General features: G+C 59.5%; 24 protein-coding genes and 2 tRNA genes. 9 read left to right on the plus strand and 17 right to left on the minus strand.

Features of this window, described 5'->3' with window-relative positions; translation table 11 throughout:
• Window positions 1–2 precede the first annotated feature (2 nt).
• Window positions 3–632 carry a TfoX/Sxy family DNA transformation protein gene (locus KOL70_RS02835; protein WP_058759726.1) on the plus strand — a complete coding sequence of 210 codons (630 nt, stop codon included), beginning with the start codon at window positions 3–5 and terminating at the stop codon, window positions 630–632.
• On the opposite strand, the gene yccS is transcribed toward KOL70_RS02835, so the two are convergent.
• Both yccS and KOL70_RS02845 read right to left on the minus strand, forming a co-directional pair.
• Window positions 629–2,767 carry a YccS family putative transporter gene (gene yccS / locus KOL70_RS02840; protein WP_215480186.1) on the minus strand — a complete coding sequence of 713 codons (2,139 nt, stop codon included), beginning with the start codon at window positions 2,765–2,767 and terminating at the stop codon, window positions 629–631. The genes KOL70_RS02835 and yccS overlap by 4 nt on opposite strands.
• 8 nt (window positions 2,768–2,775) lie before the next feature.
• The gene (locus KOL70_RS02845) at window positions 2,776–3,219 is read right to left on the minus strand and encodes a YccF domain-containing protein (protein ID WP_021508303.1); all 444 of its coding nucleotides are present in this window, start codon (window positions 3,217–3,219) and stop codon (window positions 2,776–2,778) included.
• Window positions 3,220–3,342: 123 nt separating this feature from the next.
• Here KOL70_RS02845 and helD point away from each other — a divergent pair, with 123 nt between their 5' ends.
• A complete protein-coding gene (helD, locus tag KOL70_RS02850) occupies window positions 3,343–5,397 on the plus strand; it encodes a DNA helicase IV (protein WP_215480187.1) in 2,055 nt (684 codons plus the stop codon).
• Between the two features lie 4 nt (window positions 5,398–5,401).
• On the opposite strand, the gene KOL70_RS02855 is transcribed toward helD, so the two are convergent.
• A complete protein-coding gene (locus KOL70_RS02855; RefSeq protein WP_021508301.1) occupies window positions 5,402–5,863 on the minus strand; it encodes a methylglyoxal synthase in 462 nt (153 codons plus the stop codon).
• 68 nt (window positions 5,864–5,931) lie between these two features.
• The gene (locus KOL70_RS02860) at window positions 5,932–6,558 is read right to left on the minus strand and encodes a DUF2057 family protein (RefSeq protein ID WP_021508300.1); all 627 of its coding nucleotides are present in this window, start codon (window positions 6,556–6,558) and stop codon (window positions 5,932–5,934) included.
• Between the two features lie 173 nt (window positions 6,559–6,731).
• On the opposite strand from KOL70_RS02860, the gene KOL70_RS02865 reads away from it, so the two are divergent.
• Window positions 6,732–7,145 carry a CoA-binding protein gene (locus KOL70_RS02865; protein WP_021508299.1) on the plus strand — a complete coding sequence of 138 codons (414 nt, stop codon included), beginning with the start codon at window positions 6,732–6,734 and terminating at the stop codon, window positions 7,143–7,145.
• A 31-nt stretch (window positions 7,146–7,176) separates the two neighbouring features.
• Here the strand turns inward: KOL70_RS02865 and hspQ are convergent, their stop codons facing one another.
• The gene (gene hspQ / locus KOL70_RS02870; RefSeq protein WP_021508298.1) at window positions 7,177–7,494 is read right to left on the minus strand and encodes a heat shock protein HspQ; all 318 of its coding nucleotides are present in this window, start codon (window positions 7,492–7,494) and stop codon (window positions 7,177–7,179) included.
• Between the two features lie 59 nt (window positions 7,495–7,553).
• A complete protein-coding gene (rlmI, locus tag KOL70_RS02875) occupies window positions 7,554–8,744 on the minus strand; it encodes a 23S rRNA (cytosine(1962)-C(5))-methyltransferase RlmI (protein WP_031279846.1) in 1,191 nt (396 codons plus the stop codon).
• Window positions 8,745–8,827: 83 nt separating this feature from the next.
• Here rlmI and yccX point away from each other — a divergent pair, with 83 nt between their 5' ends.
• On the plus strand, window positions 8,828–9,106 hold the full coding sequence (gene yccX, locus KOL70_RS02880) for an acylphosphatase (protein WP_021508296.1): 279 nt from the start codon (window positions 8,828–8,830) through the stop codon (window positions 9,104–9,106).
• Here the strand turns inward: yccX and tusE are convergent, their stop codons facing one another.
• Both tusE and yccA read right to left on the minus strand, forming a co-directional pair.
• Window positions 9,107–9,433, minus strand: a complete 327-nt coding sequence (tusE, locus tag KOL70_RS02885; RefSeq protein ID WP_010616552.1) for a sulfurtransferase TusE — start codon at window positions 9,431–9,433, stop codon at window positions 9,107–9,109.
• Between the two features lie 100 nt (window positions 9,434–9,533).
• Window positions 9,534–10,190 carry an FtsH protease modulator YccA gene (gene yccA, locus KOL70_RS02890; protein ID WP_021508295.1) on the minus strand — a complete coding sequence of 219 codons (657 nt, stop codon included), beginning with the start codon at window positions 10,188–10,190 and terminating at the stop codon, window positions 9,534–9,536.
• Between the two features lie 223 nt (window positions 10,191–10,413).
• Between yccA and KOL70_RS02895 the strand changes: the two genes are divergently transcribed.
• The 3 genes from KOL70_RS02895 to agp all read left to right on the plus strand — a co-directional run bounded on the left by KOL70_RS02895 (window position 10,414) and on the right by agp (window position 12,507).
• Window positions 10,414–10,501, plus strand: a tRNA-Ser gene (locus KOL70_RS02895).
• 39 nt (window positions 10,502–10,540) lie between these two features.
• A tRNA-Ser gene (locus KOL70_RS02900) sits at window positions 10,541–10,628 on the plus strand.
• A 256-nt stretch (window positions 10,629–10,884) separates the two neighbouring features.
• Window positions 10,885–12,507: a bifunctional glucose-1-phosphatase/inositol phosphatase gene (agp, locus tag KOL70_RS02905; RefSeq protein WP_182688959.1), complete on the plus strand. Its 1,623-nt coding sequence runs from the start codon at window positions 10,885–10,887 to the stop codon at window positions 12,505–12,507.
• Between the two features lie 119 nt (window positions 12,508–12,626).
• On the opposite strand, the gene KOL70_RS02910 is transcribed toward agp, so the two are convergent.
• Genes KOL70_RS02910 through wrbA form a run of 3 tightly spaced genes read right to left on the minus strand, consistent with a single transcriptional unit; the run spans window position 12,627 to window position 14,903 of the window.
• On the minus strand, window positions 12,627–14,000 hold the full coding sequence (locus tag KOL70_RS02910; RefSeq protein WP_215480188.1) for an NAD-dependent succinate-semialdehyde dehydrogenase: 1,374 nt from the start codon (window positions 13,998–14,000) through the stop codon (window positions 12,627–12,629).
• 52 nt (window positions 14,001–14,052) lie between these two features.
• On the minus strand, window positions 14,053–14,283 hold the full coding sequence (locus KOL70_RS02915) for a YccJ family protein (RefSeq protein WP_021508292.1): 231 nt from the start codon (window positions 14,281–14,283) through the stop codon (window positions 14,053–14,055).
• Between the two features lie 20 nt (window positions 14,284–14,303).
• Entirely contained in the window at window positions 14,304–14,903 is a 600-nt protein-coding gene (gene wrbA / locus KOL70_RS02920) for an NAD(P)H:quinone oxidoreductase (protein ID WP_104186942.1), read from the minus strand.
• A 312-nt stretch (window positions 14,904–15,215) separates the two neighbouring features.
• On the opposite strand from wrbA, the gene KOL70_RS02925 reads away from it, so the two are divergent.
• Together KOL70_RS02925 and KOL70_RS02930 are read left to right on the plus strand one after the other, a co-directional pair.
• Entirely contained in the window at window positions 15,216–15,380 is a 165-nt protein-coding gene (locus KOL70_RS02925) for a general stress protein (protein ID WP_010616548.1), read from the plus strand.
• Window positions 15,381–15,490: 110 nt separating this feature from the next.
• Entirely contained in the window at window positions 15,491–16,405 is a 915-nt protein-coding gene (locus KOL70_RS02930; protein WP_058775397.1) for a DMT family transporter, read from the plus strand.
• Here the strand turns inward: KOL70_RS02930 and rutG are convergent.
• Genes rutG through rutA form a run of 6 tightly spaced genes read right to left on the minus strand, consistent with a single transcriptional unit; the run spans window position 16,402 to window position 21,348 of the window.
• On the minus strand, window positions 16,402–17,727 hold the full coding sequence (rutG, locus tag KOL70_RS02935; RefSeq protein ID WP_021508289.1) for a pyrimidine utilization transport protein G: 1,326 nt from the start codon (window positions 17,725–17,727) through the stop codon (window positions 16,402–16,404). The genes KOL70_RS02930 and rutG overlap by 4 nt on opposite strands.
• Before the next feature lie 45 nt (window positions 17,728–17,772).
• Complete coding sequence (gene rutF / locus KOL70_RS02940; RefSeq protein ID WP_058769583.1) at window positions 17,773–18,294, minus strand: NADH-dependent FMN reductase RutF; 522 nt, start codon at window positions 18,292–18,294, stop codon at window positions 17,773–17,775.
• A gap of 14 nt (window positions 18,295–18,308) precedes the next feature.
• A complete protein-coding gene (gene rutD / locus KOL70_RS02945; RefSeq protein WP_127833899.1) occupies window positions 18,309–19,109 on the minus strand; it encodes a pyrimidine utilization protein D in 801 nt (266 codons plus the stop codon).
• The gene (rutC, locus tag KOL70_RS02950) at window positions 19,109–19,504 is read right to left on the minus strand and encodes a pyrimidine utilization protein C (protein WP_021508286.1); all 396 of its coding nucleotides are present in this window, start codon (window positions 19,502–19,504) and stop codon (window positions 19,109–19,111) included. The genes rutD and rutC overlap by 1 nt, the downstream gene beginning before the upstream one ends.
• 42 nt (window positions 19,505–19,546) lie before the next feature.
• Window positions 19,547–20,257 carry a pyrimidine utilization protein B gene (rutB, locus tag KOL70_RS02955; RefSeq protein ID WP_059008915.1) on the minus strand — a complete coding sequence of 237 codons (711 nt, stop codon included), beginning with the start codon at window positions 20,255–20,257 and terminating at the stop codon, window positions 19,547–19,549.
• The gene (rutA, locus tag KOL70_RS02960) at window positions 20,257–21,348 is read right to left on the minus strand and encodes a pyrimidine utilization protein A (protein WP_058759710.1); all 1,092 of its coding nucleotides are present in this window, start codon (window positions 21,346–21,348) and stop codon (window positions 20,257–20,259) included. The genes rutB and rutA overlap by 1 nt, the downstream gene beginning before the upstream one ends.
• Between the last annotated feature and the right edge of the window lie 116 nt (window positions 21,349–21,464).

A 21,464-nucleotide genomic window follows, 5' to 3' on the forward strand; every position in this document is an offset into this window, starting at 1 on the left:
TTATGAAGAAAAATAATCCGGTGGTTGAGCAGTCCAAAGCCCAGTTAGCGGCATTGGGAAAAATTGAATCGCGCACCCAGTTTGGTGGTTACGCGCTGGCGGTCGAAAAGGTGGTGTTTGCTTACATCAATGAGGATGCGCTCTATCTGCGCGCCAGCGAGGCGCTACAGCACTATGCCGCACAGCGCCCGCTGGAACCGTTGATATACCGCAAGCGCGGCATGCCGGTGACGCTCAGCTACTACAAAGTGGATAAACAGCTCTGGCAGGACGCCGATCAACTGCTGCGCTTATCGGCCAGTTCGCTGTCTGCGGCGCGCGCCGAGGCGGCGAACAGACTTGTCTTGCTCAGGCTGAAAGATCTGCCCAATCTCAGCCTGCGCATGGAGCTGATGCTGCACAAAGTCGGGATCAATTCTGTTCGCTTGCTGTATGAAATGGGCTCGCGTCAGAGCTGGCTGAAGCTGCGGGCGGTGAATAAAGATATCGGCCTGAAAACGCTGCTGGCACTGGAAGGCGCCATTTCCGGCCATCACCAGGCCGCGTTGCCGGCGGCGGTACGTGAAGAGTTGAGCGCCTGGTATCAGGAAACGCTCCGCCAGCACGCCGCGGCGGAGCGCCTGTTGCCTTAAACGGCGGCGAGGGTGCGGCGCAGGCGGGCAATTTCCGGCAGCAGCGCAACCAGCAGCCCCAGCTGCTGCAACACCAGCGGTGCCTGCGCCTCCTCACTGGTTTTCAGCGCGCTCAGGCGCTGCATCAGTGTCTGCTGCATCGTTTCCGCCTGCGCTTCGCTGACGCGATCGATCTGCAGCACATCCTCGACGAAGCATACCGCGTCATCTAAAAGGGTCAGCAGTTCGCCCTGCGTCAGCCGCTCCCGGTGCGCGCCCAGCGCCGAGATGTAGCTGAGAAACGAGTGATTGAGGCACATCAGACGGAACGCATTCTCGCGCAGCGGCGGCTGTTGCTTCAGTTCGCCGCTGATATTGGACACCACTGACGCCAGTTCCGCATCAGCGTTATGCGCGTCACGGCGCGCCACGCGGTAGGCGAGACGGTTATCTTTACCCTGATGATACTGTTCCAGGATGGCATCAAGATAACGACAGTTGGCATTCAGCGTGCGATCGGCAACGGTCGTCAACTGACGGAAACGCCAGTCAGGCCAGACAAACGCCACCGCCAGCCAGGCGAGGCCACAGCCGAGCAAGGTATCCACCACGCGCGGCAGGGCGACATCAAAGCCTTCACCCAGCAGATTGAAGCACAGCAGCACCAGCAGGGTGATGAACAGCGTCGCCTGCGCGTACTGAATCTGGCGGAAGGCAAAAAACAGCACGCCGCTCAGCACAATCAAAACCAACTGGCCCTCGATAGAGGGCACCAGCCACAGCACCGGCAGGCCAATCGCAATACCGGCCAGGGTTCCGCCAATACGCAGCGCCAGCCGCCGCCGTGTGGCGTTGTAGTTAGGCTGGCAGACAAACAGGCTGGTCAGCAGGATCCAGTAGCCGCGATGCAGGCCGGTAAGCTGAATGAAGGCGTACCCCACGCACAGCACCAGCGACATGCGCACCGCGTGGCGGAACAACGCCGAGGTCGGACTCAGATGGCGACTGAGGCGCAGCCGGATATCCGCCCAGCCACTCAAGCCTTCACGCGACAGATGGTGATCGCTCTGCGTCAGCGGTTCTGCCAGCCGCTGCTCTGATTCGATCGACGCCAGCTGCGCATCAATGGCGCGTAAGTTGCGCAGCAACCAGAACAGCGGACGAATGTGCGTCGCCTGCGGATCGTTATGTTGCAGGCGCTGTAGGGCGGTCTCCAGCCGTTCAAAGCTGCGCGCAAAGTGGCTATCGTGGTGCCACGGCTGGCGCAGCACGATATTCTCTGCCAGCTGGCGACAGGCCTGCGCCTGCATGTTCAGCAGTCGCTGAAAGCGAAACAGCACCTCGTTGTAGCGCCAGTCATCGCGCAACAGGTGATATTGCAGATGCGACGAGCTGGCGCGCTCGTGAATATCCTGCGCCACAAAATAGTAATGCAGGCTGCGCCGCGTGCTGCGCGAGCCGCGGTCGCCGCGTAAACGGCTCTGAATGGTGGTTTTCGTCAGGTTGAGCTGCGCCACCAGTTGACTATTGACCATCGCGGTGGCGATCAGCGCCGCGTCATCCTGCTCACCGCCGTCGGGATCAAACAGATTGGCCTTGGCTTCCAGATAGCGCGCCAGCTGGGAAAAGCTGGCGGCCAACTGCTCCTGCACCGGGCGCACCGGGAACATCAGGTGGCCGATAAAGGTCAGCAGGTTGTACCACAGCGCGCCAATCAGTAGCAGCGCCGGCTGCATCCACCACTGCGGAAACAGGCCAATGCCCAGCATGGTGTACACGGCGATCAGCAGGGCACCAAACGCAATGGTGGCGTAGCGCTGCCCCAGCGCGCCCAGCAGGATAAATCCCCAACTGGAGAGCGCCAGACCGATAGCAAACAGCCACGGGTGCGGAAACAGCAGCTCAACCGAGACCGAGGCGATGCAGAAGCACACCAGCGTGATGAGCAGGTTGCGCACGCGGCCGGTCCAGCGATCGTCAAGATCGGCCAGCGCCGCCGCCACGACGCCGAGCGTTAGCGGAATGGTCCACTCAATCTGCTGCAGCCACCAGGGAACGGCGGCACAGCCGGCCAGCGCGAAGAAGATGCGCAGCAGGTAGCGCAGGCTGCTGTTGAACAGATAACGGCGCCAGCCGGGTAGAGCGTCAGGCATCATCTTCAGCCTCAGTAGCGGCGCCGCGCGTTAGCTTCACGCGCCGCCTGCGCTTCTTCCACTGACACCACGCGGCGACCTACCGGCCACAGCGCGATAGCGGCGATTTTGAAGTGGGCAATGCCGGTCGGAATACCGATGATGCTCAGACACTGCAGGATGCCGGTCGAGATGTGCATCAGGCACAGCCACCAGCCAAAGAAAATCAGCCAGAACAGGTTGAGGAAGGTGCCGCCGGCGTTCAGCACGTGGCTTTTGCTCTCCGGGCGCAGCACGTCAACGTGAACCGCTTCGTTGCCAAACGGCAGCAGGGACAGTTTGGTGATCTCCCAGCAGGAGCGGGTCAGCGGCAGGGTAAAAATCAGCACGATGCTGATCAGCGTGGCCAGCAGCCAGCCGAGGGTGGTGATAAAGCCGCCAAGAACAAAATTCAGAATATTAAGCACGGTGCGCATAACGCGATTTTCCTTTTGCAATCCGCAATATGTGTCGCTCAGTTTAGCGTGTTTTAAGGCTGGAGCGCTAAGGGTCTGACAGGTAAACTGCGCGATAATTGAATTCCACATGACGGTGCGGAGATGGAACTAAAAGCAACATCCATAGGCAAACGGCTGGCACAGCATCCCTATAACCGGGTGCGATTGCTGGCTGCCGGTGTGGAAGTCAGCGGTGATCGCCACGAGTACCTGATCCCGTTTAATCAGCTAATTGGTATCACCTGTAAACGCGGCCTGGTGTGGGGCGAGCTGGAGTTCTTGTTACCGGAAGAGAAAGTGGTGCGGTTGCACGGCACCGAGTGGCAGGAAACCCAGCGTTTTTACCATTACCTGCAGCAGGCGTGGCAGCAGTGGAGCCTCGAGATGAGCGAAATCAGCGCGCAGGTGCTGAGCGCGCTGCAGCAGGAGATCGTCGCGTTTACCGGCCAGGATCGCTGGCTGAAGCGCAGCGAATTGGCCGCGGTAAAAGAGACCATCACGCGCCAGTTTTCCGCCTTACCGCTGCCGCTGGCACGGCTTGAGGAGTTTGATAACTGCCGTACGCTGTGGCGCTTTTGCCAGCAGTGGCTTGAGCAGGGCGAGAGCGCGATTCGGCAGCGCAACCGTGAATGGAGCGCGCGGGTGATCAGCGATAATCACGCCTTCTTCTCCACCGTCGAAACCACGCCGCTCAATCCATCGCAGTGTGAGGCGGTGGTCAACGGTGAAGACGCGCTGCTGGTGCTGGCCGGCGCGGGCAGTGGCAAAACCTCGGTGCTGGTGGCGCGCGCCGGCTGGCTGTTACAGCGCAAACTGGCGCAGCCGGAGCAAATCCTGCTGCTGGCCTTTGGTCGCCAGGCTGCGGAAGAGATGAACGATCGGATCCAGACGCGGCTGGGTGAGAGCGCGATTCAGGCGCGTACGTTCCACGCGCTGGCGCTGCACATCATTCGTGAAGGCAGCAATAAACAGCCGGTCATCAGCCGGCTGGAAAGTGACAGCAGCGCACGACGTCAGTTGCTGATCGAAAACTGGCGCGAGCAGTGCAACAGCAAAAAGGCGCAGGCCAGCGGCTGGCGACAGTGGTTGCAGGAAGAGCTGGCGTGGGACGTGCCGGAAGGTCCGTTCTGGCAGGATGACAAACTGGTGCAGCGTCTTGCCGTGCGGCTGGAGCGCTGGCTCGGCCTGATGCGCATGCACGGCGGCGCGCAGGCGGCGATGATTGCCGATGTGCCGGAACCGCTGCGCGACAATTTCACGAAGCGCGTCAGGTTGATGGCACCGCTGCTCAAAGCATGGAAAAGCGCACTGAAAGCCGAGGGCGCGGTGGATTTCTCCGGGCTGATCCATCAGGCGATCGCTGTGCTGGAGAAGGGGCGCTTTATCAGCCCGTGGAAGCACATTCTGGTGGATGAATTCCAGGATATTTCCCCGCAGCGGGCGGCGCTGCTCAGCGCGCTGCGGCAGCAAAATAAGCGCACCAGTTTGTTTGCGGTCGGCGATGACTGGCAGGCGATCTATCGCTTTAGCGGCGCGGAGATGAGCCTGACCACCGCGTTTCATCACTATTTTGGCGAAGGCGACCGCTGCGTGCTGGATACCACCTACCGCTTCAACGATCGCATCGGTGACATTGCCAACCGCTTTGTGCAGCAGAATCCGCATCAGCTGCGCAAGCCGCTCAACAGCCTGAGTAAAGGGAACAAGAAATCCATTACGCTGCTGCCGCAGGAGCAACTGGAAGCGCTGCTCGACAAGCTGAGCGGTTACGCGAAGCCGGACGAGCGCGTACTGCTGCTGGCGCGTTACCATCATCTGCGTCCGGCCATGCTGGATAAAGCCAAAACCCGCTGGCCGAAACTGCGTATCGACTTCATGACCATCCACGCCAGTAAAGGTCAGCAGGCGGATTTTGTCATCGTGCTGGGGCTGCACGAAGGGCGTGACGGTTTCCCGGCGCAGGCGCGCGAGTCGATCATGGAAGAGGGATTGCTACCGCAGCCGGAGGATTTTCCACATGCAGAAGAGCGGCGCCTGGCCTACGTGGCCATCACGCGTGCGCGTCAGCAGGTATGGCTGATGTTTGATAAAGAGCGGCCTTCCGTGTTTGTCGAACACCTGCGCGAACTGGGCGTTGCGCAGAGCCGGAAGGCCTGAGCCATCAGGCTTTCAGGCGTTCCGTCAGGTAGCGCTGATAATCGGGGATCTGGATGGTCACTTCGCTGGCAAACATCGGCGAATGGATAATGAAATCAGCGGTGGCGCGGTTGGTCGCTACCGGGATATTCCATACGGTAGCCAGGCGCAGCAGCGCTTTGACGTCCGGATCGTGCGGTACTGCATTGAGCGGATCCCAGAAGAAGAACAGCACATCAATTTTACCTTCAGCAATCAGCGCGCCGACCTGCTGATCGCCACCCATCGGCCCGCTGAGCATGGCATTCACATCCAGTCCGGTGTGACGATTGATAAGGTTGCCGGTGGTGCCGGTGGCATACAGCACGTGAGGTTGCAGCGCATTTTGATTGATTTTCACCCAGTCCAGCAGCGAGGCTTTGCAGTGGTCGTGGGCAACGAGGGCGATGTGTTTCTGAACTTTCAGGGTACGAACGGTCTGCTCCATGGGGCTTCCTGTTTCGGCGCGTGCAAACGTAGTGAATGCACGAGTTTACCCCTGGCGTTCAGCTGCTATCAACTTGCGCGTAGGGTTTTCACCCAACTGATAAAACGCTGCCGCGTGGCGGCATCAACACGCTGCAGCCAGCGTTGCAGCGCGGGCAAATTACTGGCGTCCTGCCATACCATATCCAGACTGAGACTGGCGTCCGGTACGCTGGCCGCCTGCAGCGCAAAGCGCGGCACGCTGGCCGCCTGCGCCGTACGGTTGTAGTTGATCATCGCCTGTTCAACATTGCCGCTGCTCTCACCCGGCAATCGGTCGCGAATGCTGGCTATTTCATTACCCCGCTCGTCAATCAGCTGAAAATTTAACGATTTATCAAACAGGCTGCGTTCGCGGCGGTTATTTAGCGCCGGCAGGCGAATCGCTACGGAATGGGCGTCGGCAGTGAAGGTAACGATCATCAGTTCTGAGCGGAAGTGAGTGGCATCGGCGCAGGGTTTATCCACGCGAAACAGAAACTGATGCTGACCGCGCTCCAGCTCAAGGCTGTCCGCGCCTTTCAGCAGCGAACCTGAGATTTTGCGCCCATCCAGCACCAGCAGGTCGATCTGCGGATCGAGCTTCAGGGTGATGGCATGGCAGGTTGCCGATACGAGCAGCAACAGCAAACCCGTAACAGCCAGAGACAGCTTCATTTCAACTCCCGGAACAGGGGAAAAGGGCGATGTGTAGCAAATTATTACATTATGGCAGTTAATTTACATTTTAACATATTTATTCGTGTCGCCGCGCAAACTTTTCGTGCGCTGCGCTTGCACTTTAGCGCGCAATGGCATCTACACTCAGGCGAGTGAACAAGGAGAAAAACATGAACGATCAAACGATTCGCGATGTCCTGACGCAAACCCAACGCATCGCGCTGGTCGGTGCCAGCGATCGCACTGAGCGTGCCAGCTATGGCGTAATGAAATACCTGCTCGATCAGGGTTATGACGTAGTGCCGGTGAGCCCGAAGCTGGCGGGACAGCAGCTGCTGGGCCAGACCGTATATGGCACGCTGGCGGAGATTCCGGGCAAGATCGACATGGTGGATGTGTTCCGCAATTCCGAAGCGGCATGGGGCGTGGCACAGGAAGCGATTGCTATCGGCGCCAAAACCCTGTGGCTGCAGCTGGGCGTGATCAATGAGCAGGCGGCGGTGCTGGCGCGTGATGCCGGGCTGACGGTGATTATGGATCGCTGCCCGAAGATAGAAATTCCGCGGTTGGGCGTGACGCGTTAAAGACAAACGGCGACGCGCAGTCGCCGTACCCTTAATGCCGCAGGCTGGGCGCCTGCAGCTGCTGGCGGATCGAGGCGGCCAGCTCATCCATGGAGGGCTGTTCCGGATGTTCGAACGAGGTTTCGCCGGCCAGCTGAATCTCAGCGATATAGGTATGCACCTGTTCGCCTTCCTCATCTTCCATCACCACGTGATACCAGGGAGCGGCACGCAGAGATTCCGTCGCGCCAACCTCATCCAGCTGCGGATCGTCCAGCGAATACTCCGGGTCGACATCCACAATCACGCCGAGCACCCCGGAGAGACGGTGCCGGACCTGCTGTCCAATTCCAAATTTACTGGCAATCATTGTGACCTCCCAAAACTTTGCCCTGCCACCGATATGGGGGCAGGGACAGCGTTTTCAAGTCACAGCACGCGACAGGCAAAGCCTTTCAGATAAAGCCCTTCAGGATAGCTGGCGATCACCGGATGGTCGGCTGCCTGACGGAACTGCTCTATAAATTGTACATCACGACCGGCATCAACAGCGGCATCAGCGATAATTTTCTGGAACAACTCGGTGGCCATCAGCCCGGAACAGGAGAAGGTCAGCAGAATGCCGCCCGGATTCAGCAGCTGCATTGCCAGCATGTTGATGTCTTTATAGCCGCGGCAGGCGCCCATCAGCTGGTTTTTATTCTCAACGAATTTCGGCGGATCCATGACGATCATGTCGAACTTCTCGCCGCTGTCGCGGTAGCGACGCAGCAGTTTGAACACATCGTCACGCAGGAACTGCGCGCGTGAGACATCCAGCCCGTTAAGCGCCACGTTCTGTTTTGCTACGTCAAGGGCGTCCTGCGAGGTATCCACGCTGATCACTTCCCGGCAGCCGCCGAGCAGAGCAGAGACCGCAAAACCGCCGGTGTAGGAGAAGCAGTTAAGCACCCGGGCATTTTCTGCGTAACGACGGGTGGCAAAACGGCTGTCGCGCTGATCGAGGTAATAACCGGTCTTGTGACCGCCCTGAATATCCACCAGCAGCTGCATGCCATGCTCGGTTATCGGCAGCAGCGCAGGCGGCAGCTCACCGCTTACCGGGCCCTGCGCCAGCTCCAGTCCCTCTTTCTTGCGCACCGCCACGTCAGATCGGTCGTAGATGGCGCAGTCGGGATAGCACTGCTGCAGCGCCGAGACGAGAGCTGGGCGCTGATACTCCGCCCCGGCCGACAGCAGTTGCAGAACGAGGAAGTTACCGAAGCGATCAATCGTGACGCCCGGCAGTCCATCGGACTCGCCGGCAATCAAACGATAGCTGTCCAGCCCGTCGCGCTGTGCCAGCCAGTCGCGCCACTGCTGGGCTTTCTGCAGCGTGCGCACAAAGAAGGCGATGTCGATTGACTCATCCTGCTGCCAGCTCCAGACGCGCGCGCGAATTTGTGACTGAGGAGAGTAGGCGGCGCGGGCCAGCCATTTGCCGTTGCTGTCACAGATATCAATGGTTTCACCCGACTGGGCTTTACCTTCCATACGGGCAACGGCCCCGGAGAACACCCACGGATGGCGGCGGAGCAGGGATTTTTCACGTCCCTTAGCGAGAATCAATCGAACGGTCATGTTTTGCTATGCTTACCTGAAAAAATGAGGCGCCATTTTCCGGTGGATGGCGGCAAAATGCAACGCACAAAGGGGAGATCGCCATGGCGACGACAGGTTATAAAATCTGGGTTCACGGCAGGGTGCAGGGCGTGGGCTTCCGTTATTACACCCAGGCGCAGGCGAACACGCTGGGCGTCACCGGCTATGCGCATAATCTGGCCGATGGCAGCGTGGAGGTGCTGGCGGCGGGAGAAGCGCAGCAGGTGGAGTCTCTGATTGCGTGGCTGAAGGCGGGCGGACCGCCCAGTGCCCGGGTCGATAAGGTGCTGGTGGAGCCGCATCAGCTGGCGGAGCGGCCGACGCGGTTTACTACCGGATGATCACAGACACTTCGCCGGTTTTGGCAGGCCAGCAATTTTGGTGGCCTGTTTGGCCGGACCTTCCGGGAACAGGCGAAACAGATAGCGGCTGTTGCCTTTCTCTTCGCCATATTTTTGCGCCATGGCTTTGACCAGCATGCGCACTGCCGGCGACGTATTAAACTGCTGATAAAAATCACGTACAAAGTGCACCACTTCCCAGTGCGCTTCACTCATCTCAATCGCTTCCTGCTGGGCGATGGCCTGCGCCAGCGCTTCACTCCAGTCGGCGCTATTTTTCAGATAGCCTTCTGCGTCAGTGGCAATCTCTTTACCGGCAAAAATCACGTTGTTTCCTCATATCGTCAGCGCGCCTATTGTAAAGGCGGCGGCGGATAAAAAGCAAAAACCCCGCCGGAGCGGGGTTTAACGGTGCGTGCTTTACGTCTTAGTCGCGGTTGGCGAAGCCCAGCAGGCTCAGCAGGCTGACAAAGATGTTGTACAGAGAGACATACAGGCTGACGGTGGCGCGAATGTAGTTGGTTTCACCGCCCTGAATGATGTTGCTGGTTTCCCACAAAATGGCACCGGCAGAGAACAGAATAAACAGGGCGCTGATCGCCAGGTGCAGCGCGGGCAGCTGCAGGAAGATATTGGCAACCACGGCCACCAGCAGCACCACAAAGCCGGCCATCATCATGCCGCCAAGGAAAGACATGTCGCGACGCGTGGTCAGGACATAGGCGGAACAGCAGAAGAACACCAGCGCGGTACCGCCCAGCGCCATGGCGATAACATCACCCATACCGGCGGTGAGGAACGAGCTGAGAATCGGACCGAGGCAGTAACCGAGGAAGCCGGTAAAGGCAAACGCGGCCAGAATACCCGCCGGGCTGTTCGCCAGGCGATAGGTCAGGAACATCAATCCGTAAAAGCCCACCAGCATCAGAATCAGTCCCGGCGAGGGCAGGGCGTAGACGGTGCTGAGCGTGGCGGTGACGGCGGAAAACGCCAGCGTCAGGCCAAGTAAGAAATAAGTATTGCGCAGCACTTTATGGGTGCTGAGTAGCGACTGCTGCTGTGACGAGCTAATTATTCTGTCCATCATGCGCTCCTGTTAGAGAGAGAACACCAAATATGGCCTGAGAATACGCAACGGTCAGAGGACAGAAAAGGCGTTTTACCCATCTTTACGCGATAAATTGCTGTTTCACTGAGCAGAATGACGATTAAGACGGCAAAAAAATCATTTTTGACTGTTTTTCAGGCGAACGAATCACTGGATGCTTTACATCGTTCGGGGGGATGTTTATAGTGCGCCTCATTGCGGAGGGGTGGCCGAGCGGCTTAAGGCAGCGGTCTTGAAAACCGCCGATGGGAAACCATCCGAGAGTTCGAATCTCTCCTCCTCCGCCACTTCACACTCTCGCAGTGTGAGGTGACAAAAAGATTTCAGGAGGGATGGCCGAGTGGCTTAAGGCAGCGGTCTTGAAAACCGCCGATGGGAAACCATCCCAGAGTTCGAATCTCTGTTCCTCCGCCATATAAGAGAAGCCCGCAGCGATGCGGGCTTTTCGCTTTTCTGCTTTCCATCCTTCTGAAAAACATCCTGAAGCTTTTCAATCTGCTGCCGTAACCCGACGGCCAGCGCGTTTACTGCTATAGTCGATGCACGGTTTTTGCAAACATCTGGCGATTTTCTCAGGCAAGCTGGGTTACACTGTGCGGTAATTCGCTCTTTGGCGAGCTAATCGCTTGAATGCCAGAGTGTTTCCCTGATGAATTATGGAATAGGCACAATGATCAAGAAACTGAGTCTTTGCGCGCTGTCAGTGATCGCGGCGCTGCCGATGGGTATGAGCGCTTACGCCGCGGATGGCGACATGCAACTGCAGCAGGTCCTGATGCTGAGTCGTCACAACCTGCGTGCCCCGCTGGCCAACAACGGCAGCGTGCTGGAGCAGGCGACGAAAAAAAGCTGGCCGCAATGGGATGTGCCCGGCGGTGAGCTGACCACCAAAGGCGGCGTGCTGGAAGTCTACATGGGTAACTACACCCGTCAGTGGCTGGCTCAGCAGGGGCTGGTACAGAACGGCACCTGTCCGGACAGCAGCAACATTTTTGTCTATGCCAACAGCCTGCAGCGCACCGTCGCGACGGCGCAGTATTTCGTCACCGGTGCTTTCCCGGGCTGCGATATCGCTGTCACCCATCAGGATGCGATGGGCACTATGGACCCGATCTTCAATCCGGTAATCACCGATGGCAGCGAAGCGTTTAACAAGAAAGCGCTGGCGGCGATGACCGCAGCTAATGAGAAGCTGGCGCTGAAGCCGGCCTTCCAGCGGCTGGAAAAAATCGTGGATTACAAATCAGCTCCGGCCTGTAACGGCAAGAAACAGTGCGACCTAAGCAGCGGCGACAACACCTTTAGCGCGGAAAACGGCAAAGAGCCCGGCGTCAATGGCCCGCTGAAAGTGGGTAACTCGCTGGTCGACGCCTTCACGCTGCAATATTACGAAGGTTTCCCGGCGGATCAGGTTGCCTGGGGACAAATCAAAACGCCTGAACAGTGGAAAGAGCTGGCGGCGATCAAGAATGGCTATCAGGATGCGCTGTTTACCGCGCCTGAAGTGGCGCGTGACGTTGCCGCCCCGCTGGTGGATTACATCCGCAGCCAGCTGGTCGATCAGGACAAAGCCACCGCGCCAAAAGTCACGCTGATGGTCGGACACGATTCGAATATCGCGTCATTGCTCAGCGCGCTGCAGGTTAAGCCATACGAGCTGCCGGGTAACGACGAGAAAACCCCGATTGGCGGCCAGGTGGTGTTTGAACGCTGGCACGATGCGAAGAACAATAAAGATCTGCTGAAAGTGGAGTATGTCTATCAGACGGCGGATCAGCTGCGTAATGCCGATGTGCTGAGCCTGAAGAACCCACCGAAGCGCGTTACGCTGCAGCTGGCGGGGTGTGACACTGACGCCAACGGCTACTGCAGCTGGGATCAGTTCACCAGCGCGCTGAACAACGCGCTGCAGGGTACACCGCTGCAGCCAGCCGCACCGGCACCGGCCGCACAGCCTGCTGCCGCGCCGGCAGCCAGCGATGACGCACAGGCCAAAGCGGATCAGGCCAGCGCAGATAAAGCGGCGGCTGACAAAGCCGCGGCTGATAAAGCTGCAGCGCAGAAAGCCGCTGACGCCAAAGCCGCTGAGGAAAAAGTGAAGGCGGACAAGGCCGCGGCGCAAAAAACGGCGGACGACAAAGCCAAAGCTGAGAAGGCCAGCGCTCAGAAGGCCGCAGATGAGAAGGCGAAAGCCGATGCTGCAGCGGCGCAGAAAGCGCAGGCTGAAGCAGCGCCGGCGAAGCCGGAGGCGGACGCTAAACCCGCGCAACAGCCGGCAGCAGCCAGCAACTAAAACGCCAGCAGGGTCGCCATGCACGGCGACCCTGCTGTGTTGTTACCGGCTGCGCATTGACGCGCACCGCAGTAAATCGAATAAAACCACCGTTCAGTTCCACGGTGGTTTCATGCCGCTTAACCGGCTACCACGACCAGTTTCTGGTTAGCAAACTCCTTCAGCCCGAGATCGGACAGTTCACGGCCATAGCCGGAACGCTTCACGCCGCCGAACGGCAGCTCAGCCGCAGTATCGCTCTGCGAATTGATAAACACCATGCCGGTCTCAATCTGCGAAGCCATGTTGCGCCCGCGCGCAATGTCCCGCGTCCATACGGAACCGCCCAAACCGTAGTGCGAATCGTTAGCCAGCGCCACGGCAGCACGGTCGTCCGCCACCACATACACCTGCGCCACCGGGCCGAAGAACTCCTGATAGTAAGCCGGGTTATCCGGCGTCAGGCCGGTCAGGATGGTTGGCTGGTAGTAGCAGCCGACGCCGTCGATTACGCGTCCGCCGCACTCCACGCGGGCGCCATGCGCCACCGCCTCGTCCACCTGTTTTACCAGCCGGTCACGTGCATCCTGTGACGATAGCGGCCCCAGCGTGGTTTTTTCATCTAACGGATCGCCGGGCGTAGCGGATTGCAGCGCCGCGCTAAATTTAGCCATAAAGCGTTCAGCAATCTTTTCATGCAGAATAAAGCGCTTGGCCGCGGTACATACCTGACCGCAGTTGCTGAGCCGCGCCTGCGCCCCCTGGCGCACCGCTTCATCAATGTCGGCATCGTCCAGCACCACAAACACATCGTTACCACCCAGCTCGAGCGTGGATTTTTTCAGGTGCTTACCGGCCTGCTCGGCCACCGCGCTGCCAGCGCGCTCTGAACCGGTGAGCGCCACACCCTGCACGCGCGGATCGGCAATCAGATCGGCCACCTGCTGGTTAGAGATAAACAGATTGGTCCACGCGCCCTGCGGCGCACCGGCTTCCAGCACCAGCTTTTCAAACACGTCGGCGCAGTGCGGCACAATATTGGCATGTTTCGCCAGCACCGGATTGCCCAGTGCCAGGTTCGGTGCCAGCACGCGCATCAGCTGATAATAGGGAAAATTCCACGGCTCGACGGCCACCACCACGCCAATCGGATGGTATTCGAGCCAGGCATCACCGACATCGCTGGGATAGGGCTGGGCCTGTAACAGCCTTGCCGCGTGTTCGGCATAATAGCGCGCGATGCTGGCGCAGATTTTCACTTCGCCGCGGCTCTGGCCAATCAGCTTACCCATCTCTTTGCTGGCGATGATGGCCAGCTCTTCGCTGCGCTGCTCAATCAATTCTGCCAGACGCTGCAGCACCTGCAGACGCGGCTGAATGTCGCCTTTGCTCCACGGCGAATGGTAGAGCGCATCGGCGGTGTGCAGCGCCTGCTGCGCGTAGCTGTCATCGTGTGATGGCCAGGTTTTCAGCAGCTGATTATTGGCCGGATTAATGCTTTGATAGGCTGACATAAAAGCTCCCTGACGGCTAAAAATGAGAAGGCGGGACATGCCCGCCTGTGCTTCAGATGTTTTTACGTTCGACCGGCTTATCGTCCCACGTCAGGACGTCCTGGTCGGTTTTCTCAAACGCGCGGAATAACACCTCATCGCTGCCTTGCTGGCGCCAGATCTCTTCGGCAAGCCGTTCGTCATAATTCGCCACTTCGAAAATTGCTTCAGCGATTTCCGGTGAGGTGTGACGTAAGGTCGCCCATTCGCCCACGTGGTGAGCTTTAAACTGTTCTGTTGCCATAACTCTCTCCTGTTGGGAATTTATCCTTTCAGTTTTACCGCCAGACCGGCGACGTATTGGCCCTGATAACGGGCAATTTCCAGTTCTTCCGCAGAGGGCTGGCGCGATCCGTCACCGCCCGCCAGCGTGGTTGCGCCATACGGCGTACCGCCACGCACCTGCGAAATATCAAACAGCTCTTTGGTGCCGTAGCCGATGGGCACAATCACCATGCCGTGATGTGCCAGGGTGGTCCACACCGAGGTGATAGTCTGCTCCTGACCGCCGCCGGTGCCGGTAGACGCAAACACGCTGGCAATCTTGCCGTACAGCGCGCCAGAGGCCCACAGGCCGCCGGTGCGGTCCCAGAAATTACGCATCTGACCGGACATGTTGCCGAAGCGCGTCGGGGTGCCGACGATGATGGCATCGTACTGCGGCAGGTCGTCCGGTTTGGCTTCCGCCGCCGGCTGATTAACCTTCCCGCCGACCTGAGAAAATCGTTCGGCATCCATACTTTCCGGCACGCGCAGAATGGTGACTTCGGCACCGCTCACGCTCTTCGCACCGTCTGCCACCGCGTTAGCCATGGTTTCGATATGTCCGTACATGGAGTAATAAAGCACCAGAATTTTTGCCATCGTGTTTTCATCCTGTGGTGTAAGGAACAGAAAGAAGTATAGAAGAGGCTGCGCGCTATGCTGGTCAGCCATTGAACAGTCACGGAGATTGCGCTACGACTTCTGCCGCTAACCGCTTGTTTTTCAGCTGAATATCTCGCCATAAAAACGATGTTAAGCGGTTTATCTGTTGCAAAGTATGAATATGTGCCTGATTGTGCGTATCCATTGGCTATGCTTTAAGCGGGTGTGGCGAGATAGTGCGCACCTGACCTGACACTGTTAGCGCAGTGAAATGTCTTCACCACCTATGCTCAATACCTGGAGGAAATGATGGCTCAACATCGTGGAGGATCAGGCAACTTCGCGGAAGATCGCGAAAGGGCCGCGGAAGCGGGTCGAAAAGGCGGTAAAAACAGCGGCGGGAATTTCAGAAATGATCCGCAGCGTGCTGCCGAAGCAGGTGAAAAGGGGGGACGCAGCCGCGCGAAAAAATAGTGCGTCTGTGACGGTATCCCCGGCCGCCGGGTACGCCCGGCGGTTACAATGATTGCAATTTGCCCGGCTAATCAGCAAAAATGTGCGCCAGTCCTCTATTCTGGTGCGTTATGTCTGCTTCCACTTCCCGCCTCAGCCTGCGTATTACGCGTCAAGAGCTGGTACTTATTTTTATCACGATGGTCTGGGGTGGCACCTTTCTGGTGGTGCATCGCGCCATGGCGCACTCGGGGCCGTTCTTTTTTGTCGGGCTGCGTTTCGCTACCGCCTCGCTGCTGCTGGCCTTTTTCTTTCGCCGCTATTTGCGCCACATTACCTGGCTGGAAATCAAAGCGGGTACGCTGATTGGCGTGGCGATTGCCGGTGGTTACGGATTGCAAACCTGGGGTATGCAAACCATTTCCAGCAGTCAGTCGGCGTTTCTGACGGCGCTTTACGTGCCGGTGGTGCCACTGTTGCAGTGGCTGTTTCTGCGCCGGCCGCCGGGCCTGATGGCGTGGCTGGGTATTTTGCTGGCGTTCACCGGTCTGGTGCTGGTGGCGGGTCCGCAGGATGGCAGCCTGACGCTGAATGCCGGCGAGATCGCCACGCTGCTCAGCACCCTCGCCATTGCCGCCGAGATCATTCTTATCAGCCGCTACGCCGGACAGGTCGATGTGCGCCGCGTGACGCTGGTACAGCTGCTGGTGGCCTCGGCATGTGCCTTCGTGCTGATGCTGCCCAACGGCGAATCTCTACCCACGCTATCGGCGCCGCTGCTGTTCAGCGCGCTGGGCCTCGGCGCGGCCAGCGCGCTGATTCAGGTCACCATGAACTGGGCGCAGCGCAGCGTCTCGCCGACGCGCGCCACGGTGATTTATGCCGGCGAGCCGGTGTGGGCCGGTGTGGTCGGACGCATTGCTGGCGAACGGTTACCGGCCGCGGCGCTGCTGGGCGGCGCACTGATTGTCTGCGGGGTGATTGTCAGTGAACTGCGCCTGCGGCGCAAAAAAGCGGTGCCGGAGCAGGCACCGCAGAAGCCTTAAGGCTGCGGGCGCGCCGCCGGCTGGGTCAGCGCGGCACCGCGTCGCTGCAGAATTGCGTTGAGGATGATGGCGCCGAAGGTGGCCGTGCCGATGCCGCCGAGGGTAAAGCTGCCAATCTTCAGCGCAAAATCCCCGGCGCCGAGCACCAGCGTGGTGGCCACCATAATCAGATTGCTGTTCTGGCTAAAATCGACATGGTTTTGCACCCAGATACGTGCGCCGGCCACAGCGATTAAGCCAAACACCACAATTGAAGCGCCGCCAATCACCGGGCCGGGAATGGTGTGGATGAGCGCGCCGAACTTAGGCGAAAAGCCCAGTACCAGCGCAATCAGCGCCGCAGCGACAAACGCCAGCGTGGAGTAGACTTTGGTCACCGCCATCACGCCAATGTTTTCGGCATAGGTGGTGACGCCGCTGCCGCCGATGGAGCCGGACAGCATGGTTGCCAGGCCGTCACCGACGAACGCGCGTCCCATCCACGGATCGAGATTACGCCCGGTCATGCCCGCCACCGCTTTAATATGGCCGAGGTTCTCCGCCACCAGAATAATCGCCACCGGTGCGATCATCACGATTGCCTGCATATCAAATACCGGCGCGGTGGTGTGCGGCAGACCAAACCACGCGGCGCTGGCCACGCGGCTGAAATCCACCGGCTTGCCGAAGCCCATCACATTGGTCAGCAGAGCGTACAGCGCCCAGGCGACAATCAACCCGACCAGAATCAGCAGCCGCTGCACCATACCGCGGGTGAACACCGCCACCAGCCCGATGCACAGCACCGTCATCACCGCCATCCAGCTATCAAACATCGAGGCGGAGACGCTGTGCACCGCAATCGGTGCCAGATTAAGGCCGATGGCCATCACTACCGCACCGGTGACCACCGGTGGCATCAGCCGTTCAATCCAGCCGGTACCCACTTTCATCACCACCAGGCCAATCAGCGTGTAGAGCGCGCCGCAGGCAATAACGCCGCCCAGCGCCAGCGCCAGGTTGGGATTGAGCCCCTGACCGTTGAAGCCGGTAATGGCGATCACCACGCCGACAAACGCGGCGCTCGATCCGAGATAACTCGGCACGCGACCACCGGTAATGACAAAGAACAGCAGGGTGCCGATACCGGAAACCAGAATCGCCAGGTTGGGATCCAGCCCCATTAGCAGCGGCATCAGCACCGTTGCGCCAAACATTGCTACCGCATGCTGCAGGCCCAGCACGAACGTCTGCCCAAGCGGCAGGGTCTCGTCGGGGGCAATCAGCCCGTTATCGCTCATGGCTGACTTTTTCTGCCAGCGGGGGAACCAGGAACTCGCCATCGTCTTCTCCAGGGTAGTGGTCGAACCGGGCCGCACGGTGCGGCGTTAGCGGGCGTCCTGCCGTGAAAGGGCATGGTAGCGACGGTCAAACCACATCAGACCGGGCTGGGCATCATGGCGCTCCAGCGCCATCACGTTGCAAAACAGAATGTCGTGTGTCGCCACGCTGACGACCTGCGTGATGGTGCAGTCGAACGCCATCAGCGCCCCCTGCAGCAGCGGTGCGCCGCTGCGCTGCGTGTGCCAGCGGGCGGCGGCGAAACGTTCGGTCATCGGGGTTTTGCCGCCAAACAGCGTCGACAATGACTCCTGCCCGGCGGCCAGCGTGTTCACGCACAGCACACCGTTATCGCGGAAGAGGGGCCACACCGACGCGTTGCGATTGAGGCAAACCAGCAGCGTCGGCGGCGTATCACTGACGCTGCACACCGCGGTGGCGGTAAAACCGGCGCGTCCGGCGGGACCGTCGGTGGTGATGATATTAACCGCTGCGCCCAGGCCGGACATGGCATCGCGGAAAGCCTGCTGACTCACTTCGGGCAGCAGGGGCAGTTCATGTACGCTCATCATCGGCTCCGTGATTAGCTGGCGCGGCGAGCCGACGTGGCGGTGTCCGCCAGCCAGCGCAGCAGCAGCGCATTAAAGTTGTCGGCATCGGTCACGCTCATGGCGTGGCCGCCCCACGGCATCTCAATCAGGCTGCCGTTGGGCAGCGCCTGCGCCAGCTGCGGCGAGCAGCTCCACGGCACCAGCAGGTCATCCTGACTGCATATCGCCAGCACCGGCTGGGTGATTCGCGAGGCGTGCGGACGGTAATCGGCCGATTTCAGCGCGTGCAGACGCCGCAGCAGGTTCTCCGTGCCCTGGAAATGCGCCACGTGATGCACATCCTCCGCGCTGATGCGCGACTGATGGCGTGCCAGCCATTCGGCCGGATAAAGAAACAGCGGCTGCGCGCGCACAAACGCTTCAACACCAACGTTGAGCAGCAGATCCTGGCGCACCTGGAAGCAGCGCTCGGTGTGGGCATCCAGCGCCAGCCAGCCGTTAATCACTACTACGCGTCCCACGCGCTGCGGATAATCGAGCGCCAGCTGCAGGCCAATCAGCCCGCCAAGCGCATGGCCCACGATGTCATACTGTTCGATGCCGTGCTCCGCCAGCGCGTCGGCCAGTTCCGCCGCCATCATTGCCATGCTGTAACCTTCCGGCAGCGTATCGGGGCTGCGACCGGTGCCGCGCTGATCGTAGGTCACCACGCGATAGTGCGGCGTCAGTGCCGCCAGCTGCGGTTGCCAGAACGCGGCCACGCCGCCCAGCCCGGACGACAATACCAGCGTCGGCGCGTCGGGCGCGCTTAATCCCTGAATGTCCAGATGCATTACGCCTCCTGCCGGCCAATGTGTGCCACGCTGGCGATTTCAATCAGCGCATCGGGTTTCACCAGACCGCACTGAATACAGAAGCGCGCCGGTTTGTCGCCGGGGAAATAGTCGGCATACACCTGGTTTACCGCCGCGTAGTTGCTCCAGTCGGTGATGAAAATCGAGTTGAAAGTGACGTCCTGCAGGCTGCCACCGGCGGTCTCGATCACTTTTTTGATGGTTTCCAGCACGTGGCGGGTTTGCGCCGCCGCATCCCCGACGTGCACCACGTTGTTGTCGGCATCGAACGGCAGCGTACCGGAAACGTACACCACGCCATCGGCTAAAGTGCCGGGTACAAACGGAGCGATCGGCGTCGTGGTGCCGGGAGGAATAATCACTGTTTTAGGCATGACTCAGAGTCCTTATTATTAAGCGTGCAGGTGAAACGGCGGTTACGACTTCAGCGCCTCGCAGAAGGTGTCGGTATCGCTGACCCAGCCAAAAAAGGTTTCAATGTTGAACAGCGCCGCCTGCTGAGCAAACGACGGTCCGGCCTGATGGGTGGCATCGGCCAGCACCACGCCGAAATACTCGAGGAAAAAGCCGTCGCGCAGCGTCGATTCCACGCAGACGTTGGTGGCAATGCCGGTAAACACCAGATGACGAATACCGCGGCTGCGCAGCATGCTGTCGAGCGGCGTGTTGAAAAAGCCGCTGTAGCGCGGTTTGGGCAGCACAATATCGCCGGCTTGCGGCACCAGTTCATCCACCAGCGCATAATCCCAGCCGCCTTTTGCCAGCAGCGTGCCTTGCAGCTCCGGCCGCTGACGCATGGTTTTCAGTGCGTTGGATTTATGGAAATTGGGCGAACCGGCGTCACCGGCTTCGACATACTGATTATCCCAGCCGTTCTGGAACCAGATGATCTGCATCCCTGCCGCGCGGGCGGCGGTAACCGCCTGATGAATCCGGGCGATAACCGGCTGGGTAGCGGAGACATCAAACCCGGCCAGATCGAGATAGCCGCCCTGGCTGGCGTAGGCGTTCTGCATATCCACCACAATCAGCGCGCTTTGCGCCGGCGGCAGGGCGATGGCTTCCGGGCGCGCCGGCAGAGTCACTGCAGGCTGGCTGCTGCTGTGGGCACAAACGACGGTATTCATTATGCAACCTCCTTGTGGGCGTCAATCAGCGCGCGGCGGCACGCCATCAGCGGCTGGATACGTTCACCAAAATCTTCAATGCCCTGCAGGAAATCATCAAAGGTCAGCAGCACGCCTTCGGTGCCTTCCACCAGCGCCACTTCATCCAGCATGCGTGCCACGCTGGCATAAGAACCGACCAGCGTGCCCATATTGATGTTGACGGCAGAGGTCGGATCCGCCATCTGGCGCACATTGGTGTCGCTGCCGGATTTGGTGTCCTGCTGGCTCTGCGTGGTGAGCCAGGCGAGGGCTTCCTCGTCTGCGCCGGCTTTATAGTGTTCCCATTTGGCGCGCGCGGCTTCGTCGCTTTCGGCGGCGATAATCATAAACAGCACGTAGGAACCGACGTCGCGCCCGGTTTTGTCCGCGGCCTGTTTCATGCGTGCGGCGGTGGGTGCAAAGGCGGTCGGGGTATTGACGCCCTTGCCGAAGCAGAAGTTGTAATCAGCGTATTGCGCCGAAAAGGCCATGCCGGCATCACTTTGCCCGGCGCAAATCACCTTCATCGGCTTCTGCGGCTGCGGACTGACGCGACAGTCGTTCATGGTGAAGAACTCACCTTTGAAGTCGCTCTGGCCAGTGCCCCACAGATCGCGCAGCACCGTGACGTACTCCGTCAGGTAGTTGTAGCGGCTGGCAAAATATTCATCGCCCGGCCACAGCCCCATCTGCTCATACTCCGGCTTCTGCCAGCCGGTGACCAGATTGACGCCGAAGCGGCCGCCGGAAATGGAGTCGATGGTAGCGGCCATGCGCGCCACGATAGCGGGCGGCAGCGTCAGGGTGGCGGCGGTGGCGTAGATTTCAATGCGTGAGGTCACCGCAGCCAGCCCGGCCATCAGGGTGAAGGACTCCAGGTTGTGGTCCCAGAATTCGGTTTTGCCGCCGAAGCCGCGCAGCTTAATCATCGACAGGGCAAAGTCGAAGTGATAGTGCTCAGCTTTGAGCACAATCGCTTTGTTGAGTTCAAAGGTCGGCTTGTATTGCGGGGCATGCGTGGAGATGAGCCAGCCATTGTTGCCAATCGGAACGAAAACGCCAATTTTCATGTGAAACCTCTCTGCATTGAACATGGATTGCTTCACGCGCTGCGTTGCTTCCTGCACGCATCCTGCGGGCGGCGCTCGATCACAAAATTGCAAAGCCTGTGCCACAATTTTAAAAG

Source organism: Pantoea sp. B270 (assembly GCF_018726825.1).
In the GTDB taxonomy this organism is placed as follows: Bacteria; Pseudomonadota; Gammaproteobacteria; order Enterobacterales; family Enterobacteriaceae; genus Pantoea; species Pantoea dispersa.